This is a genomic window from Pseudomonas cremoricolorata DSM 17059 = NBRC 16634 (assembly GCF_000425745.1).
Classification (GTDB): domain Bacteria; phylum Pseudomonadota; class Gammaproteobacteria; order Pseudomonadales; family Pseudomonadaceae; genus Aquipseudomonas; species Aquipseudomonas cremoricolorata.
In genome coordinates, this window is sequence record NZ_AUEA01000014.1 from 119,291 (window position 1) to 136,353 (window position 17,063).

At 60.8% G+C, this 17,063-nt stretch carries 22 protein-coding genes, 1 tRNA gene and 1 rRNA gene; 18 read left to right on the plus strand and 6 right to left on the minus strand.

The features are described 5' to 3' along the window. Positions 1–3: 3 nt before the first annotated feature. Together H618_RS0116605 and H618_RS0116610 are read left to right on the plus strand one after the other, a co-directional pair. Positions 4–444, plus strand: a complete 441-nt coding sequence (locus H618_RS0116605; protein ID WP_028696138.1) for a phage tail protein — start codon at positions 4–6, stop codon at positions 442–444. Beyond that, complete coding sequence (locus tag H618_RS0116610) at positions 441–1,706, plus strand: phage late control D family protein (RefSeq protein ID WP_028696139.1); 1,266 nt, start codon at positions 441–443, stop codon at positions 1,704–1,706. The genes H618_RS0116605 and H618_RS0116610 overlap by 4 nt, the downstream gene beginning before the upstream one ends. Positions 1,707–1,947: 241 nt before the next feature. On the opposite strand, the gene H618_RS21815 is transcribed toward H618_RS0116610, so the two are convergent. Beyond that, positions 1,948–2,808, minus strand: a complete 861-nt coding sequence (locus H618_RS21815) for a hypothetical protein (RefSeq protein WP_033727735.1) — start codon at positions 2,806–2,808, stop codon at positions 1,948–1,950. A 100-nt stretch (positions 2,809–2,908) separates the two neighbouring features. Beyond that, positions 2,909–3,229, minus strand: coding sequence for a helix-turn-helix domain-containing protein (locus H618_RS0116620; protein WP_028696140.1), 321 nt, complete (start codon positions 3,227–3,229; stop codon positions 2,909–2,911). A gap of 86 nt (positions 3,230–3,315) precedes the next feature. Between H618_RS0116620 and H618_RS22605 the strand changes: the two genes are divergently transcribed. The 6 genes from H618_RS22605 to H618_RS0116645 all read left to right on the plus strand — a co-directional run bounded on the left by H618_RS22605 (position 3,316) and on the right by H618_RS0116645 (position 8,833). After that, complete coding sequence (locus tag H618_RS22605) at positions 3,316–3,528, plus strand: DNA-binding protein (protein ID WP_081673800.1); 213 nt, start codon at positions 3,316–3,318, stop codon at positions 3,526–3,528. Positions 3,529–3,557: 29 nt separating this feature from the next. Further along, positions 3,558–4,031: a YmfL family putative regulatory protein gene (locus H618_RS0116625; protein ID WP_028696141.1), complete on the plus strand. Its 474-nt coding sequence runs from the start codon at positions 3,558–3,560 to the stop codon at positions 4,029–4,031. Then, positions 4,028–4,321 (plus strand): Ogr/Delta-like zinc finger protein, encoded by a 294-nt coding sequence (locus tag H618_RS0116630; RefSeq protein ID WP_028696142.1) that lies wholly within the window; start codon positions 4,028–4,030, stop codon positions 4,319–4,321. Before H618_RS0116625 ends, H618_RS0116630 begins: the two co-directional genes overlap by 4 nt. Next, positions 4,318–4,692, plus strand: coding sequence for a hypothetical protein (locus tag H618_RS0116635; RefSeq protein ID WP_028696143.1), 375 nt, complete (start codon positions 4,318–4,320; stop codon positions 4,690–4,692). Before H618_RS0116630 ends, H618_RS0116635 begins: the two co-directional genes overlap by 4 nt. Before the next feature lie 122 nt (positions 4,693–4,814). Beyond that, positions 4,815–7,538: a toprim domain-containing protein gene (locus tag H618_RS0116640; protein WP_033727742.1), complete on the plus strand. Its 2,724-nt coding sequence runs from the start codon at positions 4,815–4,817 to the stop codon at positions 7,536–7,538. Positions 7,539–7,663: 125 nt separating this feature from the next. Then, positions 7,664–8,833: an Arm DNA-binding domain-containing protein gene (locus tag H618_RS0116645; protein ID WP_028696145.1), complete on the plus strand. Its 1,170-nt coding sequence runs from the start codon at positions 7,664–7,666 to the stop codon at positions 8,831–8,833. Positions 8,834–8,954: 121 nt separating this feature from the next. Here the strand turns inward: H618_RS0116645 and H618_RS0116650 are convergent. Further along, positions 8,955–9,042 (minus strand) — tRNA-Ser (locus H618_RS0116650). Positions 9,043–9,178: 136 nt separating this feature from the next. Here H618_RS0116650 and H618_RS0116655 point away from each other — a divergent pair. The 9 genes from H618_RS0116655 to H618_RS0116695 all read left to right on the plus strand — a co-directional run bounded on the left by H618_RS0116655 (position 9,179) and on the right by H618_RS0116695 (position 15,407). Beyond that, positions 9,179–9,847, plus strand: coding sequence for a Bax inhibitor-1/YccA family protein (locus H618_RS0116655; RefSeq protein ID WP_028696146.1), 669 nt, complete (start codon positions 9,179–9,181; stop codon positions 9,845–9,847). A gap of 143 nt (positions 9,848–9,990) precedes the next feature. Further along, entirely contained in the window at positions 9,991–11,367 is a 1,377-nt protein-coding gene (locus tag H618_RS0116660) for a nucleobase:cation symporter-2 family protein (protein WP_028696147.1), read from the plus strand. A 76-nt stretch (positions 11,368–11,443) separates the two neighbouring features. Beyond that, positions 11,444–11,836, plus strand: a complete 393-nt coding sequence (gene tusD, locus H618_RS0116665) for a sulfurtransferase complex subunit TusD (protein ID WP_028696148.1) — start codon at positions 11,444–11,446, stop codon at positions 11,834–11,836. A gap of 1 nt (position 11,837) precedes the next feature. Further along, a complete protein-coding gene (gene tusC, locus H618_RS0116670; protein WP_028696149.1) occupies positions 11,838–12,197 on the plus strand; it encodes a sulfurtransferase complex subunit TusC in 360 nt (119 codons plus the stop codon). Next, positions 12,197–12,493 carry a sulfurtransferase complex subunit TusB gene (gene tusB / locus H618_RS0116675; protein ID WP_028696150.1) on the plus strand — a complete coding sequence of 99 codons (297 nt, stop codon included), beginning with the start codon at positions 12,197–12,199 and terminating at the stop codon, positions 12,491–12,493. The genes tusC and tusB overlap by 1 nt, the downstream gene beginning before the upstream one ends. Next, positions 12,490–12,825, plus strand: coding sequence for a TusE/DsrC/DsvC family sulfur relay protein (locus tag H618_RS0116680; protein WP_028696151.1), 336 nt, complete (start codon positions 12,490–12,492; stop codon positions 12,823–12,825). Before tusB ends, H618_RS0116680 begins: the two co-directional genes overlap by 4 nt. Continuing rightward, entirely contained in the window at positions 12,822–13,823 is a 1,002-nt protein-coding gene (locus H618_RS0116685; protein WP_028696152.1) for a glycosyl transferase family protein, read from the plus strand. The genes H618_RS0116680 and H618_RS0116685 overlap by 4 nt, the downstream gene beginning before the upstream one ends. Positions 13,824–13,918: 95 nt before the next feature. Continuing rightward, positions 13,919–14,881 (plus strand): glutathione S-transferase family protein, encoded by a 963-nt coding sequence (locus tag H618_RS0116690; protein ID WP_028696153.1) that lies wholly within the window; start codon positions 13,919–13,921, stop codon positions 14,879–14,881. Between the two features lie 43 nt (positions 14,882–14,924). Continuing rightward, positions 14,925–15,407 (plus strand): LEA/WHy family protein, encoded by a 483-nt coding sequence (locus tag H618_RS0116695; protein WP_028696154.1) that lies wholly within the window; start codon positions 14,925–14,927, stop codon positions 15,405–15,407. A 5-nt stretch (positions 15,408–15,412) separates the two neighbouring features. Here H618_RS0116695 and H618_RS0116700 read toward each other — a convergent pair whose 3' ends face one another. Then, on the minus strand, positions 15,413–15,673 hold the full coding sequence (locus H618_RS0116700) for a hypothetical protein (protein WP_028696155.1): 261 nt from the start codon (positions 15,671–15,673) through the stop codon (positions 15,413–15,415). 131 nt (positions 15,674–15,804) lie between these two features. On the opposite strand from H618_RS0116700, the gene H618_RS0116705 reads away from it, so the two are divergent. Further along, the gene (locus tag H618_RS0116705) at positions 15,805–16,125 is read left to right on the plus strand and encodes an ElaB/YgaM/YqjD family protein (RefSeq protein WP_028696156.1); all 321 of its coding nucleotides are present in this window, start codon (positions 15,805–15,807) and stop codon (positions 16,123–16,125) included. A gap of 31 nt (positions 16,126–16,156) precedes the next feature. Here H618_RS0116705 and H618_RS0116710 read toward each other — a convergent pair whose 3' ends face one another. Further along, complete coding sequence (locus H618_RS0116710; RefSeq protein WP_028696157.1) at positions 16,157–16,774, minus strand: MiaE family protein; 618 nt, start codon at positions 16,772–16,774, stop codon at positions 16,157–16,159. Positions 16,775–16,941: 167 nt separating this feature from the next. Then, positions 16,942–17,057: ribosomal RNA gene (gene rrf / locus H618_RS0116715) — 5S ribosomal RNA — on the minus strand. Positions 17,058–17,063 lie beyond the last annotated feature (6 nt).

Here is a 17,063-nt window from a genome sequence, read left to right on the forward strand (position 1 = left end):
GCCATGATGCTCGCCCTGGGCATGTTCGTTTTCAGCCTGCCCACCCTCGCCTACCAGGAACTACAGCGCGAAACCGCCTGGCGCCACGCAGCCAACAATCGAGTGGGCTTGAACCCCGCGTTGCAGTTCCTGGGTCGAGGCGATGACACCATCACCCTCCCTGGTGTGCTACTGCCCGAGCTGGCCGGGGCCGTGCTCAGCCTGGACGCCTTGCGCCAGATGGCCGACACCGGCGCGGCCTGGCCGCTGGTCGAAGGCACCGGGCGCTTGCTGGGGCTGTGGGTCATCGAGGGCATGAGTGACAAGCGCACGCTGTTCTTCCGCGACGGGGCAGCGCGGCGCATCGAATTCAGTCTGAGCTTGCGGCGCGTCGACGACGGCCAGCTCGATGCGCTCGGCTCAGCCCTCGGCACCGGCCTCGATGTACTGCGGGGGCTGCTATGAATCGCTCGAGCATTGGTTATCTGGGCGACCTGCTGCGCGGCGTGACAAAAGACGCCGCTCAGCAGATCCCGGCGTTCCGGCTGAGCGTGGACGGCATCGATATAGCGGCGAAGATCAGCCAGCGCCTGCTGAGCCTGGAGCTGACCGACAACCGCGGCCTGGAAGCGGACCAACTGAGCCTGTCCCTCAGCGACCACGACGGCCTGCTGGCGGTGCCGCCACGTGGCGCCGTCATCCGGCTGTGGCTGGGCTGGAGTGACACGGGCCTGGTCGACAAGGGCAGCTACACCGTGGACGAAACCGAACATAGCGGCGCACCGGACATCCTGAGCATCCGCGCCCGCTCGGCAGACCTGCGCCAGGGCCTCAAGCGCAAACGCGAGCGCAGTTGGAGCCAGCGCACCTTGGGTCATGTGCTCGAGGACATTGCTGCGGCGCACGGCCTACAGCCAAGCGTCACGCCGGCGCTGGCTGCCCTTGCCATCACGCAGCTCGATCAAGCCAACGAGTCGGACGCCAACCTGCTGACACGCCTGGGCGAAGACTTCGACGCCGTGGTCACGGTCAAGGCGGGGCGGCTGATCTGCATGCCGACCGGTGCCGGGCAGACCGCGGGTGGGCTTGACCTGCCGCACATCACGCTCAAGCGCAGCGACGGCGATCAACACCGCTTCCTTGCGGCCGACCGCGACAGCTACGACGGCGTGCGCGCCTACTACTACGACGTCAACCGGGCCAGGAAACAGCAGGCCATCGCCGGCGGGGGTGACAACCTCAAAGACCTGCGGCACACCTACAGCGATCAGCCGTCGGCGCTGCGCGCAGCGCGCTCGGAACTGAACCGACTGCAACGCGGTAGCGCCACCCTCAGCTATACCCTGGCCCGCGGTCGTCCTGAACTGATCCCCGAGCTGACCTACACCCTGCAAGGCATCAAGGCGCCGATCGACGAAATCGTCTGGCACGGTGGCAATGTCCGTCACAGCCTCAACGCCGACACCGGCTACACCGTCAGCCTGGAGCTTGAGAGCAAGTTGCCGCTGGATACCGTGGATGCGTTGCTGGAATACGACGGGCGACGGGCTTACACCGGGGTGCTGGCCTTCTACCGGAATGCGGCCAGCGGGCGTGAGCAATCGGTCACGGTGGCCGACCAAGCCTATCCGAAGCGTCTGAGGCGGGTGTATGTGAATGAGCACAACGCCCGTCGTGCCGCCGAACGGGAATGGCAGCGCTTACAGGACGATGACGCGGGTAACTGAGGTCTGGCTGAAGGCCCAGTGCTTGACCGGGCCGAGAAGGCGTTACTCTCTGACGTTGCGCAGGGCAATCAGGATTCTCAACACGTCGCTTTTCTGCTGTCGAGACAGTTCCCGAAACAGCCTAAGCACGTCACGTTCACGTTTGTTGAGTTTTCGCACAAACCATACTCCGATTGGTCATTACCCGGCGTCCGCTTACTGGACACCATCGAGATCGCATCGGGGTGCTGGTTTGGCCTGCCTATTCCAGTGACGCAGGCCCTTTGAACTGGGGCAGTTGCAGGTACTGGCCGTTACTGCTCCAGCCTTGCAAATCACCGTTGGCAAGCAACAGGTAGAACTCGCCGTTCTCATCATCAGGTTTTTGCAGGCGCATCCGCCCACCTGCAAGCCGCTTACCCAGGTAGTGCTCGGTTTGCCGGCTGCCGTCAGAGTAGATTTCATCCAGTTTGTAGGCATCGCCGTGGCTGTAAAGCACCATCAGCCGCCCCAGGACGCCGTCATGCATCCAACTGCCGACCATGCTCGGATAGCGACTCAGGTCAGTGGCAGCGAGCTTTTGGTAGGCCTGTGCGTCGAGGCCGATGATGGAGGCTTCGTACTCTGGCTGAAACCTCGCGTTCGCCCAGAAGGTGTCAGCTGTCTGGCCTTCGACGCGCAAACCGATGAACGTGTGGGGCAGCTTGGTGGTGTAATCGTCGCGAATGGCATACGCGACGCGTTCAAGTTCGGCGGCGGACAGGCGCCGGGGCAGCAGTACTTCGACCTTGCGCAAGACGGCGCCGCCGGAGCGGTAGTCGTCCTGGGTAATCGTGTAAGTGGCGGGGGTTTGCTCTGCCGCTACATGAGGTTTGGCGTGCTCAACCTCGATGCCCGGTGTGATTTCCTTTGTTTGTGCAAAGTCTTCAGGATCACCAGGATCTTTCGGGCCAAAGGTGATGGCGGCGGCCACCATGATCGTTAGCCCAACGAACACCCCAGCAAAGAGTCCCGCGAAGTGTCTCGTGATGCCCCCTGTGCCTCGCTGGCGCAATGTTCTCGCCGTTAGCCACCAGACAACCACCACGGCAACAGGCACCAGGAGCAGTACTAAAACGTCCATTCAATCGTCCTCGACAAATCACTGACCACTGTGGTCAGTGCGCCGCATCCGTGCGTCCCCTCGCTCAACCAGAAGAGCGAGGCTCAATCCAACCTGGAGTTCACTCGCGAGATCGTGCGAAGGCCTTGGCTGTACGCAGCAAAATGGTTTGATCGGACTTGTCGATTCCAGGCAGCAGCTCAATCAGCGAGCGGGCCTCATCAGTCATGTCAGCAGCAGGTGAACAACGCTCCCCCGTGACCACGTACAGAATGTCCACGCCATGCAGCGCCAGAGCAGCCAGGTACGCAGCGTCTGGGCTGCGCTCACCTTTCTCGTAATTGAATTGAGACGTCTTGGTCACGCCAGCAATGGCGGCGAAATCTGCCTGATTGAGGCCGAGCCGGACGCGTTCTTCCCTCAGCCTTTCACCGATATTCAACAAAACGACCCCTATACGAGTTGACTATTCAACATTCGTTGAATAATCTGACCCTGTCTTCACACGAAATCACACGAAACGGAACTATGCCCAACACCTATCCCAGCGAGCAAGCCTGTGCGCAGGCGCGAAAGCGCCTCGCCAGTCAGGGTTTGTCGGCCAGACAGTGGGCCGTGATGAATGGCCTGACACCGTCAACGGTGTACGCCGTGCTCAACCGCCAGAAGAAATGTTTGAGAGGGGCGTCCCATCGTGCGGCTGTTCTGCTCGGGATCAAACCCGACGACGCCACACGATAAGTGCCATGCCCCACGGAGAAAACCAGAACATGAAACGTCCCGTTCTAGAGTCCCTTCGCCAGGTTGTCAGCGCCGTCGTCTGTGCGTTTCCAGGTGGCCGCGAATGTGCCGCTGCGCGGCTCGGTTACCCACTCAAGCGCTTCGACAACCATGTCTACGAGAACGCCGGCAGCCGTCCACTCAGCCCCGACCAGATCCAGCAGTTGGAGCAGGATGCCGGCACCACCTTCCTGCCTGAATACATCGCTCACCTTTACGGCGGCATGTTCGTACCGCTGGCCAAGCCGCAGGAGCTGGACAACGTCGACCTGTACAGCCGCGCCTTGAGGGCTGCGGCCAAGCGCGGGGTGGTCGATCAGATCATTGCCAAGGCCCTGGAAGACGGCGTCATCGAGGACGCCGAGGCGCAGGTCATCATGGCCGCGCACACCCGCTACCTGTCGGCCCGGCAGGCCGAGCTGCTGGCAACCATCCAACTCTACCGCCGGGGTGGCCTGCAATGAGCACCTACAAACTGGTGTGCCCGCATTGCTGCAGCCGCCTGCGCATTCGCACCAGCGAAGGCACGCACATTTTTCTGCGTATCGCCTACCTGCAATGCCTCAACGAGGCCTGCGGCTGGTGCGTGCGGGCGCAATTCGAAATGACCCACGAAATGAGCCCCAGCGGCATGCCCAACCCGAACGTGCATTTGCCCATGGCACCGATCGCCATGCGCCGTGAAGCGATGCGCGCCGCTGACGATCAACCTGACCTGCTCGACGTGCTGGACACAGAGGTACTCTCCGCATGAACACCACGACGCTGATTCACAACCCTGTCCATGACTATCGCGACGCTATGCACCAAGCAGCTTTCGCCTACCTGCTGCGCCGGCGCGATCAGTTTCTGAGCGGCGATGCCCAGGTGCTGGAGTGCTGCAAGCAATACCTGGCCGACTCGTTGGAGGTGCCCGCGCACCTGGTGCAACGCCTTGCCGAACGGGCAGTAGCCGAATTTGAGCGTGCGACCACGCAGTGCGTGGTGCTGGTCGAGGTCAACCCGACCAGCCAGATCGGTAACCCGCACTTTCTGTTGCTCGACACGCTGACCCAGCAACGCCGATCAGTCCCGGCAAATGCCCTGCCGCCCAACCTGCTCCAGCGCCACGCCCTTAGCGATTAATCCTCTTTATCTGTAGCCCGATTACTCCGCTCTGCGTGGGTAAGGGTGAACTGCACTCCATCGGTGGCAGACATGAACACAATCCCCCTGACTCAGGACATGGAGTCGATCCAGTGAAAAGCATGGATCACGCCCTGCGCGTCGAAGTCTTGCAGCGCCTCACGTTGCAATACGGCCTCAAACCCATATCGGGCACGCAGTACATGCGCAAGGGCAAATGCCCGAACTGCGGTAAGTCCGAGCTGTACACGCGTCACGACACGCCGTGGTTCATCAAGTGCGGGCGGCAGAGCAAATGCGGCGAGCAGTGGCATGTCAAAGAGCTGTTCGATGACCTGTTCGACGACTACAGCAAGCGCTATCCGGCCTCGCACGCTGAACCCCATGCCTCGGGCGACGCCTACCTGCGCAACGCCCGCGGCTTCGACCTGGCGCTGATCGGCGGCTGGTACACGCAAGACAACTACTGGGATTCAAAGCTGGGAATCGGCAGCGCCACAGTGCGCTTTGCCCTGGAGCACGGTGGCTACTGGGAACGCCTGATCGACAAGCCGCACCGCTTCGGCAAGAAGAAGGCGCGTTTCGCCCCGGGGCAATCTCCGCGGGGTTACTGGTGGTGCCCGCCGAGCGTCGACCTGCTGGAAAGCAGCGAGCTTTGGATTGTCGAGGGCATATTCGACGCCATTGCCTTGCTGCATCACGGTATCGATGCCGTATCGGCCATGAGTTCAGGGGCGTTCCCATTCGAATCGCTCAAGGCGCTGGCCAAGCTCAGGGCTGATCAAGGGCGCAAGCTGCCGCGCCTGGTCTGGGCGCTGGACAATGAGCCGGGCGCGCACCGTTTCACCCGCAAGCACGCGGCTCTGGCGCGGGACCTGGGCTACAGCTGCCAGGCCGCGCAGATTCCCCAGCGCGGGCGCAAGGTGGACTGGAACGATCTGCACCAGCGCTGGAACTTCATCGACGCCACAGAGCGGCAGCAGCGCATCGATGACGACCTGCGCGAGGCGCGCTATCACGGCAGCCTATTGCTGGCCGACAGCGCCGCCGAGAAAGGCGTGCTGATGTACGACTGGCGCGAGCGTCAGGAATTTCACTTCACCTTCGAGAGCCGCCTGTACTGGTTCAAGATGGACGTCGAGAAGTTCAACAAGGCCCAGCAGCAACTGGACGAGTCGGAGCGTCAGGAAGACCTGGTGCTGACTGATCGCCAGCGCCGCGACAAGGCCTTGCGCCAGTGCGGCGCGGTCATCGAGATCGCCAACTGCAATCCGCAGGCGCTGTACTTCCAACGCAATGAAGTCACCGACGAGTCCTGGTACTACTTTCGCGTCGACTTCCCCCACGACGAGCCGAGCGTGCTGAACACCTTCACTGGCGGCCAGGTGGCGGCGGCCAGCGAGTTCAAGAAGCGCCTGCTGAGCATGGCTGCAGGCGCGGTGTTCACTGGCAGCGGCTCGCAGCTCGACCGCATCATGCAGCAGCAGTTGTTCGGCCTGAAAACGGTCAAGACTATCGATTATGTCGGCTACAGCAAGGAGCATGCTTGCTACGTGTTCGGCGACCTGGCCGTGCGCGGCGGGGTGCTGGAGCAGGTCAACGCCGAGGACTATTTCGAGTTCAAGGGGCTGCGGCTCAAGACCTTGCAGAAGTCCATCCGCCTGGAGATCAACCGCGACGCTGGCGAGTATCGGGCGCAATGGTTCGACTGGCTGTGGACGTGCTTTGGCACTCAGGGGGTGATTGCCTTGGCGTTCTGGTTCGGCTCGCTGTTTGCCGAGCAGATTCGGGCGCAGTTTCAGTCGTTCCCGTTCCTTGAGGTGACCGGCGAGGCCGGCGCCGGCAAGTCGACGCTGCTGATGTTCCTGTGGAAGCTGCTCGGCCGCCAGGATGAAGAGGGCGACGACCCGGTGAAGATGACCAAGGCCGGCTTGCGCCGCTGGCTGAGCCAGACCTCGGGCATGCCGGTGGTGATGCTCGAAGCCGACCGCAGCGATGCCGATAGCGGTGCGGTCAAATCGTTCGACTTTGACCAGTTCAAGCCACTGTTCAATGGCCGTGGCCTGGGCCTGACCGGGGTCAAGAACGGCGGCAACGACACCAACGCCCCACCTTTCCGCTCGACCCTGGTGTTCAGCCAGAACGCCTCGGTGGTGGCCTCGGAGGCGATTCTCACGCGCATCGTCAAACTGCACTTCGTGCGGCCGGAGGTGACCAGCGAGAGCCGCGCCGCGGCCGACAACCTCAACCATCTGCAAGCCAGTGACGTCAGCCACTTCCTGCTGCTGGCAGCCAAGGCCGAGCAGCAGGTCATGGAGACATTTCGCGCACGGGTAAAGGTGCATGAGCAGGCGCTGCGTGAACTGCGAGAGATACGCGTCGAACGCATCATCAAAAACCACGCGCAGTTGATGGCGCTGGTCGATGCCCTACGCCTGGTGGTGCCGATGGCTGACGCCCAGCACGACGCAATCCTGCGCGAGCTGCGGGGCATGGCGCTGGCCCGGCAGCATGCGGTGAATGCCGATCCCAAGGAGGTCGCCGAATTCTGGGAGGTGTTCGACTACCTCCAGTCGCTGAGCGATGAACCGGTGGTGGACCACAGCAAGAAAGCCGAAGTCATCGCCGTGAACCTCAACGAGTTCTGCGAGCGCGCCGCCGAACACAAACAGAAGCTGGCCGACGCCGGAACCCTGCGCAGTCTGCTGCGCAATAGCAAGTCGCGGCCGTTCATCGATGCCAATCGCGCAGTGGATAGCGCGGTGCGGGCGGCGTTCAACCAGCGTGCGCCCGGGGCAGCGCGGCGGCCGACGACGGTCAAGTGCTGGACGTTCAGGGCAGACTGAGCGGCCTGGGGGCTTTTTCCGTCTCGAAAACAAGAAATTACAGCGGTGCTTTCTAGACCTGGAACACAGCCGAGCGCCGGCAACCGCCACTACGCTTGGCCGTTTTTCTGTCTGGGAATCCCGAAATGGCTGATGGCATTGAAGTGCGCGGCAAGCGCGTCCGCGTGTATTTCCAGTACCAAGGCGAACTGTGTCGGGAAACCCTGCCCGGGATCGCCACTCCAGCCCACCTGGCGCATGCCGAGCGGCTGGTGGGCACGATCAAGTACGAGATCGAGGCTGGCACGTTCGAGTACGCCCGGCACTTCCCCAACTCGCCTCGGGTCAAGACCAACACCCTGGGTCACTACATTGACCTTTGGTTAGAGATCAAACGCAACCAGTTGGCTACCAGCGGCTTTGCCATGTACCGCAGCCGCGCCGAGAAGCACATCCGCCCGCGCTGGGGCGCTCTGCAAGCTGATCGCATCGATCACCTGGACGTGCAGCACTGGGTGCAATCGGTGCTGATGCCCGAGCTGCACAATAAAACGGTGCGGGAAATCGTCAGCCACTTGCGGCAGATCTTCCGCCTGTACCGCACCCGTAACCGCTCGGCGTTCGATCCTACCGACGGGATTACCATTTCACTGCCCGATGCGGACGATCCCGACCCGTTCACCCGCGAAGAAATCAACGCCATCCTCACTCAGCCCACCGAACGACTACAGGAGATCAACCTGGCGCAGTACATGATCTGGTCCGGCCCGCGGGTCAGCGAGGCGATTGCCCTGGCCTGGGAGGATGTCGACCTGGTCGCGGGCACGGTGGAGATTCGTCGAGCGCGGGTGGCGGGACAGTACAAGGTCACCAAGACCCGTCGCTCGACCCGCAAGGTAAAACTGCTCGCCCCTGCCCTGCGCGCATTGCAGGCGCAGGAACGCTTCACTCGCCACCTGCCCGCCGAACGCATCGAGGTGCTGGACCGCGATAACCGCACCCTACGCCAACAACGCGTGCGCTTCGTCTTCCACAATAGCGCCACTGACGCACCGTACCGCTCTTCGGACGTGTTACGTCACGGCTGGTGGATCGGCCACCTGCAAAACGCCGGCGTCCGCCAACGCGGCCCCAATACCTGCCGCCACACCTTCGCCAGCCAAATGCTCAGCAGCGGCCTGGCCACCCCCGAATGGATCGCAGACCAGATGGGACACACCTCCACTGCCATGATCTTCCGGCACTACGCGAAGTGGATCGGAGAGGACGGGCCGGATGTGGTGGGGGCGTTGAATCGAGGGCTGGGGTTGAGCTGAAACCATAAAAAAAGGGGCCATGAAGGCCCCTTCTTTTTGCCCGCGATTCCCTGTTGTTTCCCAGAACGTTCCCTTTTTAGTGAGGGAGCCGGGAAAAAGCTAATGGAATCAGGCAGTTATGTGGCGGAAGCGTAGAGATTCGAACTCTAGGATAGTTGCCCATCGACGGTTTTCAAGACCGTTGCCTTAAACCACTCGGCCACGCTTCCAGCTGTTTTGCGGGCGCCATCATACCGTAACGAAACACGCTGTCAAACTCTCTATGTCGCCCCCGAGAGCGGCTCTGGTATGCTCGTGCGACTATTTGTTACAAACCCCTCAGTTGTGAACCACAGGAGTTGCGCCATGCGCGAACAGGATTACGCCGTACACGGCCAGCAGATCGAGCAGCAGGAGGTCAGCAAAGTCCTGCGTAACACCTACAGCCTGCTGGCGCTCACCCTCGCCTTCAGCGGCATCATGGCCTTCGTGGCCCAACAGATGCGTGTCGGCTACCCGAACGTTTTCGTGGTGCTCATCGGCTTCTATGGCTTGTTCTTCCTCACCGCCAAGCTGCGCGACTCGGTCTGGGGTCTGGTGTCGACCTTCGCCCTCACCGGTTTCATGGGCTTTATCCTCGGCCCGATCCTCAACCGTTACCTGGGCATGTCCGGTGGCGCCGAAGTGGTCAGCTCGGCCTTCGCCATGACGGCGCTGGTGTTCGGCGGTCTGTCCGCCTATGTGCTCATCAGCCGCAAGGACATGAGCTTCCTCAGCGGCTTCATTACCGCCGGCTTCTTCGTCCTGCTGGGCGCCGTGGTTGCCAGCTTCTTCTTTCAGATCAGCGGCCTGCAGTTGGCTATCAGCGCTGGCTTCGTGCTGTTCTCGTCGGTCTGTATCCTGTTCCAGACCAGCGCGATCATCCATGGTGGTGAACGTAACTACATCATGGCCACGATCAGCCTCTACGTGTCGATCTACAACCTGTTCGTGAGCCTGCTGCAGCTGTTCGGTCTGATGGGCCGTGACGACTAAGCCCTGATTGCACAGCGCCCAGGAAGCCCGCCCCATGGCGGGCTTTTTCATGGGCGTGGAAAACAGCCCAAGCGCTCTGTACTACCGCAATCACGTGCCGGGCCTTAGAATGCGCTCCTTTTTCAAGCAGCGGCAGCACGTCCATGAGTTCACAGCACGACCCAAACCCGTCGCCCCGCCCCCACGACCTGGTTCTGGGTCTGGAAGACAAGCCAAGACCTCTGATCGGCCTGCTCGCCGCGCTGCAGCATTTGCTCGCGATCATCGTTCCGATCGTCACGCCGGGGCTGTTGATCTGCCAGGCGCTTGGCGTGTCGACGCGCGATACCAACCTGATCGTTTCCATGTCGCTGGTCATCTCCGGGATCGCCACCTACGTGCAGTGCAAGCGCTTCGGACCATTCGGCGCCGGGCTGCTGATCGTGCAAGGCACCAGCTTCAACTTCGTAGGCCCGCTGATCGCTGGCGGTTCGCTGATGGTCAAGCAAGGCACGCCGGTAGAAGCGGTGATGGCAGCGATCTTCGGCGTGGTGATTGCCGGATCGTTCATCGAAATGGGCGTGTCACGCATCCTTCCCTTCATCAAACGTCTGATCACGCCGCTGGTGACCGGCATCGTCGTGCTGATGATCGGACTCACGCTCATCAAAGTCGGGCTGATCAGCATGGGCGGCGGCTTCTCGGCCATGGCCAATGGCACCTTCGCCAACGGCGAAAACCTGCTGCTGTCCGGAGTGGTGCTGGCCATCATCGTACTGCTCAATCGCATCGCGATCGTCTGGCTGCGCAGCTGCGCAATCGTCATTGCGCTGGCAGTGGGCTACGCGCTGGCCGGCTACCTGGGCCGGCTCGACTTCACCGGCATGCACGAGGCGGCGCTGTTCCAGGTGCCGACGCCGTTGCATTTCGGTCTAGGTTTCTCCTGGGCGTTGTTCATTCCCATGCTGGTCATCTACCTGGTGACCTCGCTCGAAGCCATCGGTGACGTCACCGCAACCAGCAAAGTCTCGCAGCAGCCAGTCGAAGGCCCGCTGTGGATGAAGCGGATCAAAGGGGGCGTGCTGGTCAACGGCGCCAACTCGCTGCTCGCCGGCCTGTTCAATACCTTCCCCAGCTCGATCTTCGCGCAGAACAACGGCGTCATTCAGCTGACCGGCATCGCCAGTCGGCATATCGGTATCTGGATCGCCGCGATGCTGGTGCTGCTCGGCTTGTTCCCAAGCGTTGCCGGAGTGATCCAGGCGGTGCCGGAGCCGGTTCTGGGCGGTGCGGCGATGGTGATGTTCGGTGCGGTGGCGGCTTCAGGTATCAATATACTGGCCAGCACCACCCTCGATCGCCGCGCCCTGCTGATCATCGCGGTCTCGCTGGCCTTGGGCCTTGGCGTCGCACAGGTGCCCGAATTCCTTGCGCACATGCCTTCGGCTGTTCGCGCCGTGCTCGAGTCGGGCGTGGCCACCGGCGGTATCTGTGCCGTGGTGCTGAACTGGTTCCTGCCTGACAGCACTGCGAAAGACTGACTCTCAGCGCCTGGCCTGGACTGCCGCGGTAGGCATTTTGCTCTATCATGGCGGCAGTCCATTTCCAGAGTCGCCCATGAAATTCGCTATTGCGGTTTTTTCTCCCGCCCATGCGCCCTCCTCCAGGCGCGCCCTGCGTTTCGCTGAAGCCGCGATACAGTCCGGGCATCAGGTGGCACGGCTATTTTTCTACCAGGACGGCGTGCACAGCGCTTCGTCGAACATCGTCACGCCGCAGGATGAAGTCGACATCGCCGCCCAGTGGCGGTCGTTCGTCGAACAGCATCAGCTCGACGCTGTGGTGTGTATCGCCGCGGGCTTGCGTCGGGGCGTCTTGAACCAGGACGAAGCCACGCGCCACGGGCGCCCCGCTGCCAACCTGAGCGCGCCTTGGGATCTGTCGGGCCTGGGCCAGTTGCACGAGGCCGCACAACTGGCCGATCGCCTGATCTGTTTCGGAGGTGATTGAAATGTCCAAATCGATGCTGATCATCAGCCGACGCAGCCCGTGGAGCGGACCAAGCGCCCGTGAAGCGCTGGATATCGCCCTCGCCGGCGGAGCCTTCGATCTGCAGGTGGGCATGCTGTTCCTCGATGACGGCGTGCTGCAACTGGCCGGGGATCAACGACCCGCGTTGCTCGAGCAGAAGAACCTTGGGGCCAACCTGCAAGCTCTGCCACTGTTTGGCGTGGATGCACTGTTCGCCTGCGCGACCAGCCTGGCGCAGCGCGGGCTGAGCGAGACAAATCTGACCCTGCCTGTCGAAGTACTGGACGACGCGGCCCTGCGTAGCCTAATTGGGCGCTTCGACCATTTGGTGACCCTCTGATGAGCACTTTGCACGTCATTTCCCACTCCCCTTTTGCAGATGATCGTCTCGACAGTTGCCTGCGTCTGCTGGCCAATGACGACGGTCTGCTGTTGTGCGGCGACGCTGTCAATGCCTTGCGCGCGGGTAGCCCTGTAGAGGCTCGCGTACGCAATGCAGATTTGCAGCAACGCCTGTTCGTACTGGCCGAGGACGTCCGGGCACGTGCGATTCACAGCGAACTGGCGCAGGCGCTCGACTACATCGCCTTCGTCGAACTGACCCTGAAGTACGACAAGGTCAATTCATGGCTATGACAGTGCCAGCGAGCGACGACCCGGCTATCGCGCTGGACAAGGATGGGTTTCTGGTCAACCTCTCGGATTGGTCAGAGCCTGTTGCGCAATGGCTTGCACAGCGCGACGGGGTAACGCTTGGCGCAGATCATTGGGAAGTTCTCACTGCGCTCAGGGCATTCTACGAGCAGTACCAGCTGTCGCCCGCTACCCGGCCATTGATCAAGTACCTGGCCCTCACACTAGGGCCGGAAAAAGGTAACAGCGCGCACCTCAACCGCCTGTTCAACGGCACTCCTGCCAAGCTCGCCGCCAAGTTCGCCGGCCTTCCGAAACCGACAAACTGCATATGACCGATGTGAAGCCACTGACCCTGACGACACCCAGCGAACATCCCTTCGCCGAGTTCATTCGTATTCTCGGCAAAGGCAAGCGCGGTGCGCGCGGCCTGACCCAGGAAGAAGCGCGTGCGGCCATGTTGGCGTTACTTGAGGGCAAGGTCGAAGAGGCTCAACTGGGCGCCTTCCTGATGTTGCTGCGGCACAAGGAAGAAACGCCCGAGGAACTTGCCGGGTTTACCCAAGCAGTGCGTCAGCACATCGGTGCCCCGCAGATTGCGGTGGATATCGACTGGCCGAGCTACGCCGGCAAGAAACGCCACCTGCCGTGGTACTTGCTCGCGGCCAAGTGCCTGGCATCCAACGGTGTACGCATTCTCATGCATGGCGGCGGCGCGCACACCGCTGGCAGGCTGTATACCGAGCAGTTGCTGGACCTACTGTCGATTCCTCTGTGCCGCAGTTGGCAAGCAGTCGCAGACGGCCTGGAGCAACACGGCCTGGTATTCTTTCCCTTGCAAGACTGGGCTGCGCCTCTGCAGCACATGATCGATCTACGCAATACCCTGGGTTTGCGCTCGCCCATCCATTCGCTGGCGCGAGTGCTCAACCCGCTGGCAGCCCATTGCAGCCTGCAGAGCATCTTCCACCCTGGCTATCAGGCCGTGCATCGCGAGGCCAGCCGCCTGCTTGGAGACCACGCCATCGTGGTCAAAGGCGATGGTGGCGAGATCGAAATCAACCCCGACGTCATCAGCCACCTGTACGGGGCTAGCGAGGGCCAGGCGTGGGACGAATCCTGGCCAGCACTCAGCGAACAGCGGCACGTCAAGCCCGCCAGCCTGCAGCCAGATCACTTGCTGGATGTCTGGCGTGGTCATGCCGAGGACAGTTACGGCGAACTGGCGGTAGTGGCGACGATGGCTTTGGCGTTGCGCGGTCTCGGCAAATCCCATGATGAGGGCTTCGCCATCGCCCGGCGGTATTGGTCCGCACGGCAACGTATCGAGTAAACCGATCAGAACGACCCAGCCTTTGCGCTATTCAGTCGAACATCGACTTCTAAACTGAGCTCCAACGATCGTTAACAGGTATTCAGGAGTCGAAGATGGGTCTTTTGATCGAAGGCCGCTGGCATGACCAGTGGTATGAAAGCGATGAAGACGGCGCGTTCAAACGCGAGCAGGCACAGCGCCGCGACACGCTGCCTAAGGCTGAAGCGGGCCGCTATCACCTGTATGTTTCACTGGCCTGTCCTTGGGCTCATCGGGCGCTGATCCTGCGCGAGCTCAAAGGCCTTGCGCCACTGATCGATGTTTCCGTGGTCAGTTGGCTGATGGCCGAACATGGATGGACATTCGACCAACGACAAGGCTCCACGGGCGATCGTCTCGATGGGCTGCAGTACTTGCATGAACGCTACACCTGCGACGATCCGACCTACACCGGACGGGTGACGGTGCCGGTGCTGTGGGACAAACACGAGCAACGCATCATCAACAACGAGTCGGCAGAGATCATCCGCATTTTCAACAGCGCCTTCAACGACCTGACCGGAAATAACCTCGACCTCTATCCGCAACCGCTGCGTACAATCATCGACTCGCTCAATGAGCGGATCTACCCGGCAGTCAACAACGGCGTTTACCGCGCGGGGTTTGCAACCACTCAAAAGGCTTATGAAGGGGCGTTTGACGATGTATTCGCCGAGCTGGACGCTCTCGAAACACATCTGCAGCAGTCCCGCTACCTCGCCGGCGAATACCTGACTGAAGCCGACGTGCGTCTGTTCACCACCTTGATTCGCTTCGATGCCGTCTACCATGGTCACTTCAAGTGCAATCTGCGACGGATTGCGGACTACCCCAACCTGTCCAACTGGCTGCGCGAGCTTTACCAGTGGCCGGGCGTTGCGCAGACCGTCGATTTTGAACACATCCAGAAGCACTACTACTTGAGCCACACCACCATCAACCCGAACGGTATCGTGCCCAAAGGGCCTGCGCAGAACTTCGACGGCCCGCATGATCGTGAAAGGCTACCTGGCCGGGGTATCTGGCATGCCAGCTAGACGAGCAGCTTTGCCCTCGCAACAGAACAGGGGCGCTCGAACCATGGATGTCTCGGGGCTTTTTCTGCGTCGTGTGTTGTGGCCACTGTGCATTGTGCTGGGCCTGGGCGCCTGCGCTTCTCGCCACGACACTGATCCGATGATGGTCAACGTCGTAGGTATCGATACGCTGCCGGGCGACGATCTGGAGCTGAGGCTGGCGGTAAAGTTACGCGTTCAAAACCCTAACGACGCTCCTGTGCAGTATCGAGGGGTCGCATTGAATCTGGATGTGAACGGAAGGCCTTTCGCCACTGGCGTCAGTAAGCGCGCGGGCGAAATTGGGGGTTACAGCGAGCAAGTCATCTCTGTGCCGATGAGCGTGAGTGCATTCAGCATGCTGCGCCAGGCCTTGGCCGTGAATGACTTGCTGTCGCTCGAAGGGCTGCCATACTCATTGCGCGGCAAGCTTGCAGATGGCCTGTTTGGCACCACGCACTTTCACGATGAAGGAGTACTGAATTTCAAGGGCCCAACGCCACCTTGAGAGGGTCAGCGCTTGTTCGCTGCGGCCATCATCTTGTTCACTTCCAGGCGTACGAGACTTGCGTATTCGTGGGGATTGAGCGCATCCAGCTCACCTCGAACCCATTCGGCCCATTTGCCCTTGCGCCTGGACTTTTCCGAGATCAGACGCGACGCCTCGGCTTTGGCCTTGCCGAGGTTGCTTTGCCAAAAGGTGAACAGCCGGGATTTCTCTGCCTCGATCTGTGCGCGTTCGACATAGGGCATGTTGGCGAGATTGAAACTCATGGATGCGGGTCCTGCGGTGAAGAATTCGCGGCCATTTTACACAGCCGTTCGCGGTTCTATGCGACTGATTGCAACTTTCAAGCTGCCTCGGCATCAATCACTAATACCATCCAACCCAAGAGGACGTCTCAATGGCCAGGAAATCCACTGCGCAAACCGAAAGCGAGCAAATCAAGGATCAGGTTTTCAGCGACCTGCAATCGCTGATCGAGGAGTCAGAAAAACTGCTGACTCAAAGCGCTTCTCTGGTAGGTGAGGAAGCTGAAACTCTGCGCAGCCAGATCAGCGCAAAGCTGCGCGAAGCCCGTGATGCAGCGGGGAACCTGCGTAGCAAGGCACAACCTGTCGTTGAAGCCACCCAAGATTACATCGGCGTACATCCGTGGCAGACCGTTGCCATTTCTGCAGGTTTCGGCCTAGTCGTTGGCCTGCTGCTGGGCCGTCGCTCTTAAATAGCGAGGCGACAGGTGCCGCATGACTGCGTCATGCGGCCTTGGCCATCGGAATCCCGCTGTGAAACCGCAGCTCTTGATCTGGAGAACAGATCAACTCTGCTTCTGCCTCACGAACTCTCCCAATCACCCTATCAATGTCGTCTCGCTCACCGTAGCGTTCCGCCAGCTTGAGATAGCCTTGGTAGTGCCTAGCCTCACTCTTCAGCAAACCGTGATAGAACTTCGCCAGGTCCTCATCCAAGTGAGGTACCAATGCCGCGAAGCGCTCACAGCTACGCGCTTCAATGAATGCCCCCACAATCAAGGTATCGACCAACTTGACCGGCTCATGCGCCCTGACGAGCTTTCTCAAACCTGATGCGTATCGCCCTGCCGATACCGGACGCAATGAAACACCTCGACGCTTCATGATGCGCAACACCTGCTCATGGTGGACGAGCTCTTCTCTGGCAAGACGCGACATCATGTTGATCAAGTCGAGATGGCCATTGTATTTCGCAATCAAACTGAGCGCGGTGCTGGCCGCCTTGAACTCGCAATTCTTGTGATCGATGAGCAGCGTTTCCTGGTCAGCGAGGGCAGCCTGGATCCAGGCATCTGGAGTGGCGCAGCCAAGAAAAGCATCGATTTCAGGTGTCAGAGACATGGTTCTCACAATCACTCGGGACTCTACAAGCCGGCGATTATACCTGTCAGCATTCTCGATCATAGCCTCGCAAGCCAGTAATGGCGCAGAAGCTCGTGCGTAAAGAGGAGAACCAGAAAAGACAAAACCCCTACCTGCTTGCGCAGATAGGGGTTTTGCGAAATGAATCTTGACGATGACCTACTCTCACATGGGGAAACCCCACACTACCATCGGCGATGCATCGTTTCACTGCTGAGTTCGGGATGGGATCAGGTGGTTCCAATGCTCTATGGTCGTCAAGAAATTC

What these genes read in the sequence shown, in the direction of transcription:
- H618_RS0116605 (WP_028696138.1), top strand. Translation starts at nt 4, where the DNA reads ATGATGCTCGCCCTGGGCATGTTCGTTTTCAGCCTGCCCACCCTCGCC.
- H618_RS0116610 (WP_028696139.1), top strand. Translation starts at nt 441, where the DNA reads ATGAATCGCTCGAGCATTGGTTATCTGGGCGACCTGCTGCGCGGCGTG.
- H618_RS21815 (WP_033727735.1), bottom strand. Translation starts at nt 2,808, where the DNA reads ATGGACGTTTTAGTACTGCTCCTGGTGCCTGTTGCCGTGGTGGTTGTC.
- H618_RS22605 (WP_081673800.1), top strand. Translation starts at nt 3,316, where the DNA reads ATGCCCAACACCTATCCCAGCGAGCAAGCCTGTGCGCAGGCGCGAAAG.
- H618_RS0116625 (WP_028696141.1), top strand. Translation starts at nt 3,558, where the DNA reads ATGAAACGTCCCGTTCTAGAGTCCCTTCGCCAGGTTGTCAGCGCCGTC.
- H618_RS0116630 (WP_028696142.1), top strand. Translation starts at nt 4,028, where the DNA reads ATGAGCACCTACAAACTGGTGTGCCCGCATTGCTGCAGCCGCCTGCGC.
- H618_RS0116635 (WP_028696143.1), top strand. Translation starts at nt 4,318, where the DNA reads ATGAACACCACGACGCTGATTCACAACCCTGTCCATGACTATCGCGAC.
- H618_RS0116640 (WP_033727742.1), top strand. Translation starts at nt 4,815, where the DNA reads ATGGATCACGCCCTGCGCGTCGAAGTCTTGCAGCGCCTCACGTTGCAA.
- H618_RS0116645 (WP_028696145.1), top strand. Translation starts at nt 7,664, where the DNA reads ATGGCTGATGGCATTGAAGTGCGCGGCAAGCGCGTCCGCGTGTATTTC.
- H618_RS0116655 (WP_028696146.1), top strand. Translation starts at nt 9,179, where the DNA reads ATGCGCGAACAGGATTACGCCGTACACGGCCAGCAGATCGAGCAGCAG.
- H618_RS0116660 (WP_028696147.1), top strand. Translation starts at nt 9,991, where the DNA reads ATGAGTTCACAGCACGACCCAAACCCGTCGCCCCGCCCCCACGACCTG.
- tusD (WP_028696148.1), top strand. Translation starts at nt 11,444, where the DNA reads ATGAAATTCGCTATTGCGGTTTTTTCTCCCGCCCATGCGCCCTCCTCC.
- tusC (WP_028696149.1), top strand. Translation starts at nt 11,838, where the DNA reads ATGTCCAAATCGATGCTGATCATCAGCCGACGCAGCCCGTGGAGCGGA.
- tusB (WP_028696150.1), top strand. Translation starts at nt 12,197, where the DNA reads ATGAGCACTTTGCACGTCATTTCCCACTCCCCTTTTGCAGATGATCGT.
- H618_RS0116680 (WP_028696151.1), top strand. Translation starts at nt 12,490, where the DNA reads ATGACAGTGCCAGCGAGCGACGACCCGGCTATCGCGCTGGACAAGGAT.
- H618_RS0116685 (WP_028696152.1), top strand. Translation starts at nt 12,822, where the DNA reads ATGACCGATGTGAAGCCACTGACCCTGACGACACCCAGCGAACATCCC.
- H618_RS0116690 (WP_028696153.1), top strand. Translation starts at nt 13,919, where the DNA reads ATGGGTCTTTTGATCGAAGGCCGCTGGCATGACCAGTGGTATGAAAGC.
- H618_RS0116695 (WP_028696154.1), top strand. Translation starts at nt 14,925, where the DNA reads ATGGATGTCTCGGGGCTTTTTCTGCGTCGTGTGTTGTGGCCACTGTGC.
- H618_RS0116700 (WP_028696155.1), bottom strand. Translation starts at nt 15,673, where the DNA reads ATGAGTTTCAATCTCGCCAACATGCCCTATGTCGAACGCGCACAGATC.
- H618_RS0116705 (WP_028696156.1), top strand. Translation starts at nt 15,805, where the DNA reads ATGGCCAGGAAATCCACTGCGCAAACCGAAAGCGAGCAAATCAAGGAT.
- H618_RS0116710 (WP_028696157.1), bottom strand. Translation starts at nt 16,774, where the DNA reads ATGTCTCTGACACCTGAAATCGATGCTTTTCTTGGCTGCGCCACTCCA.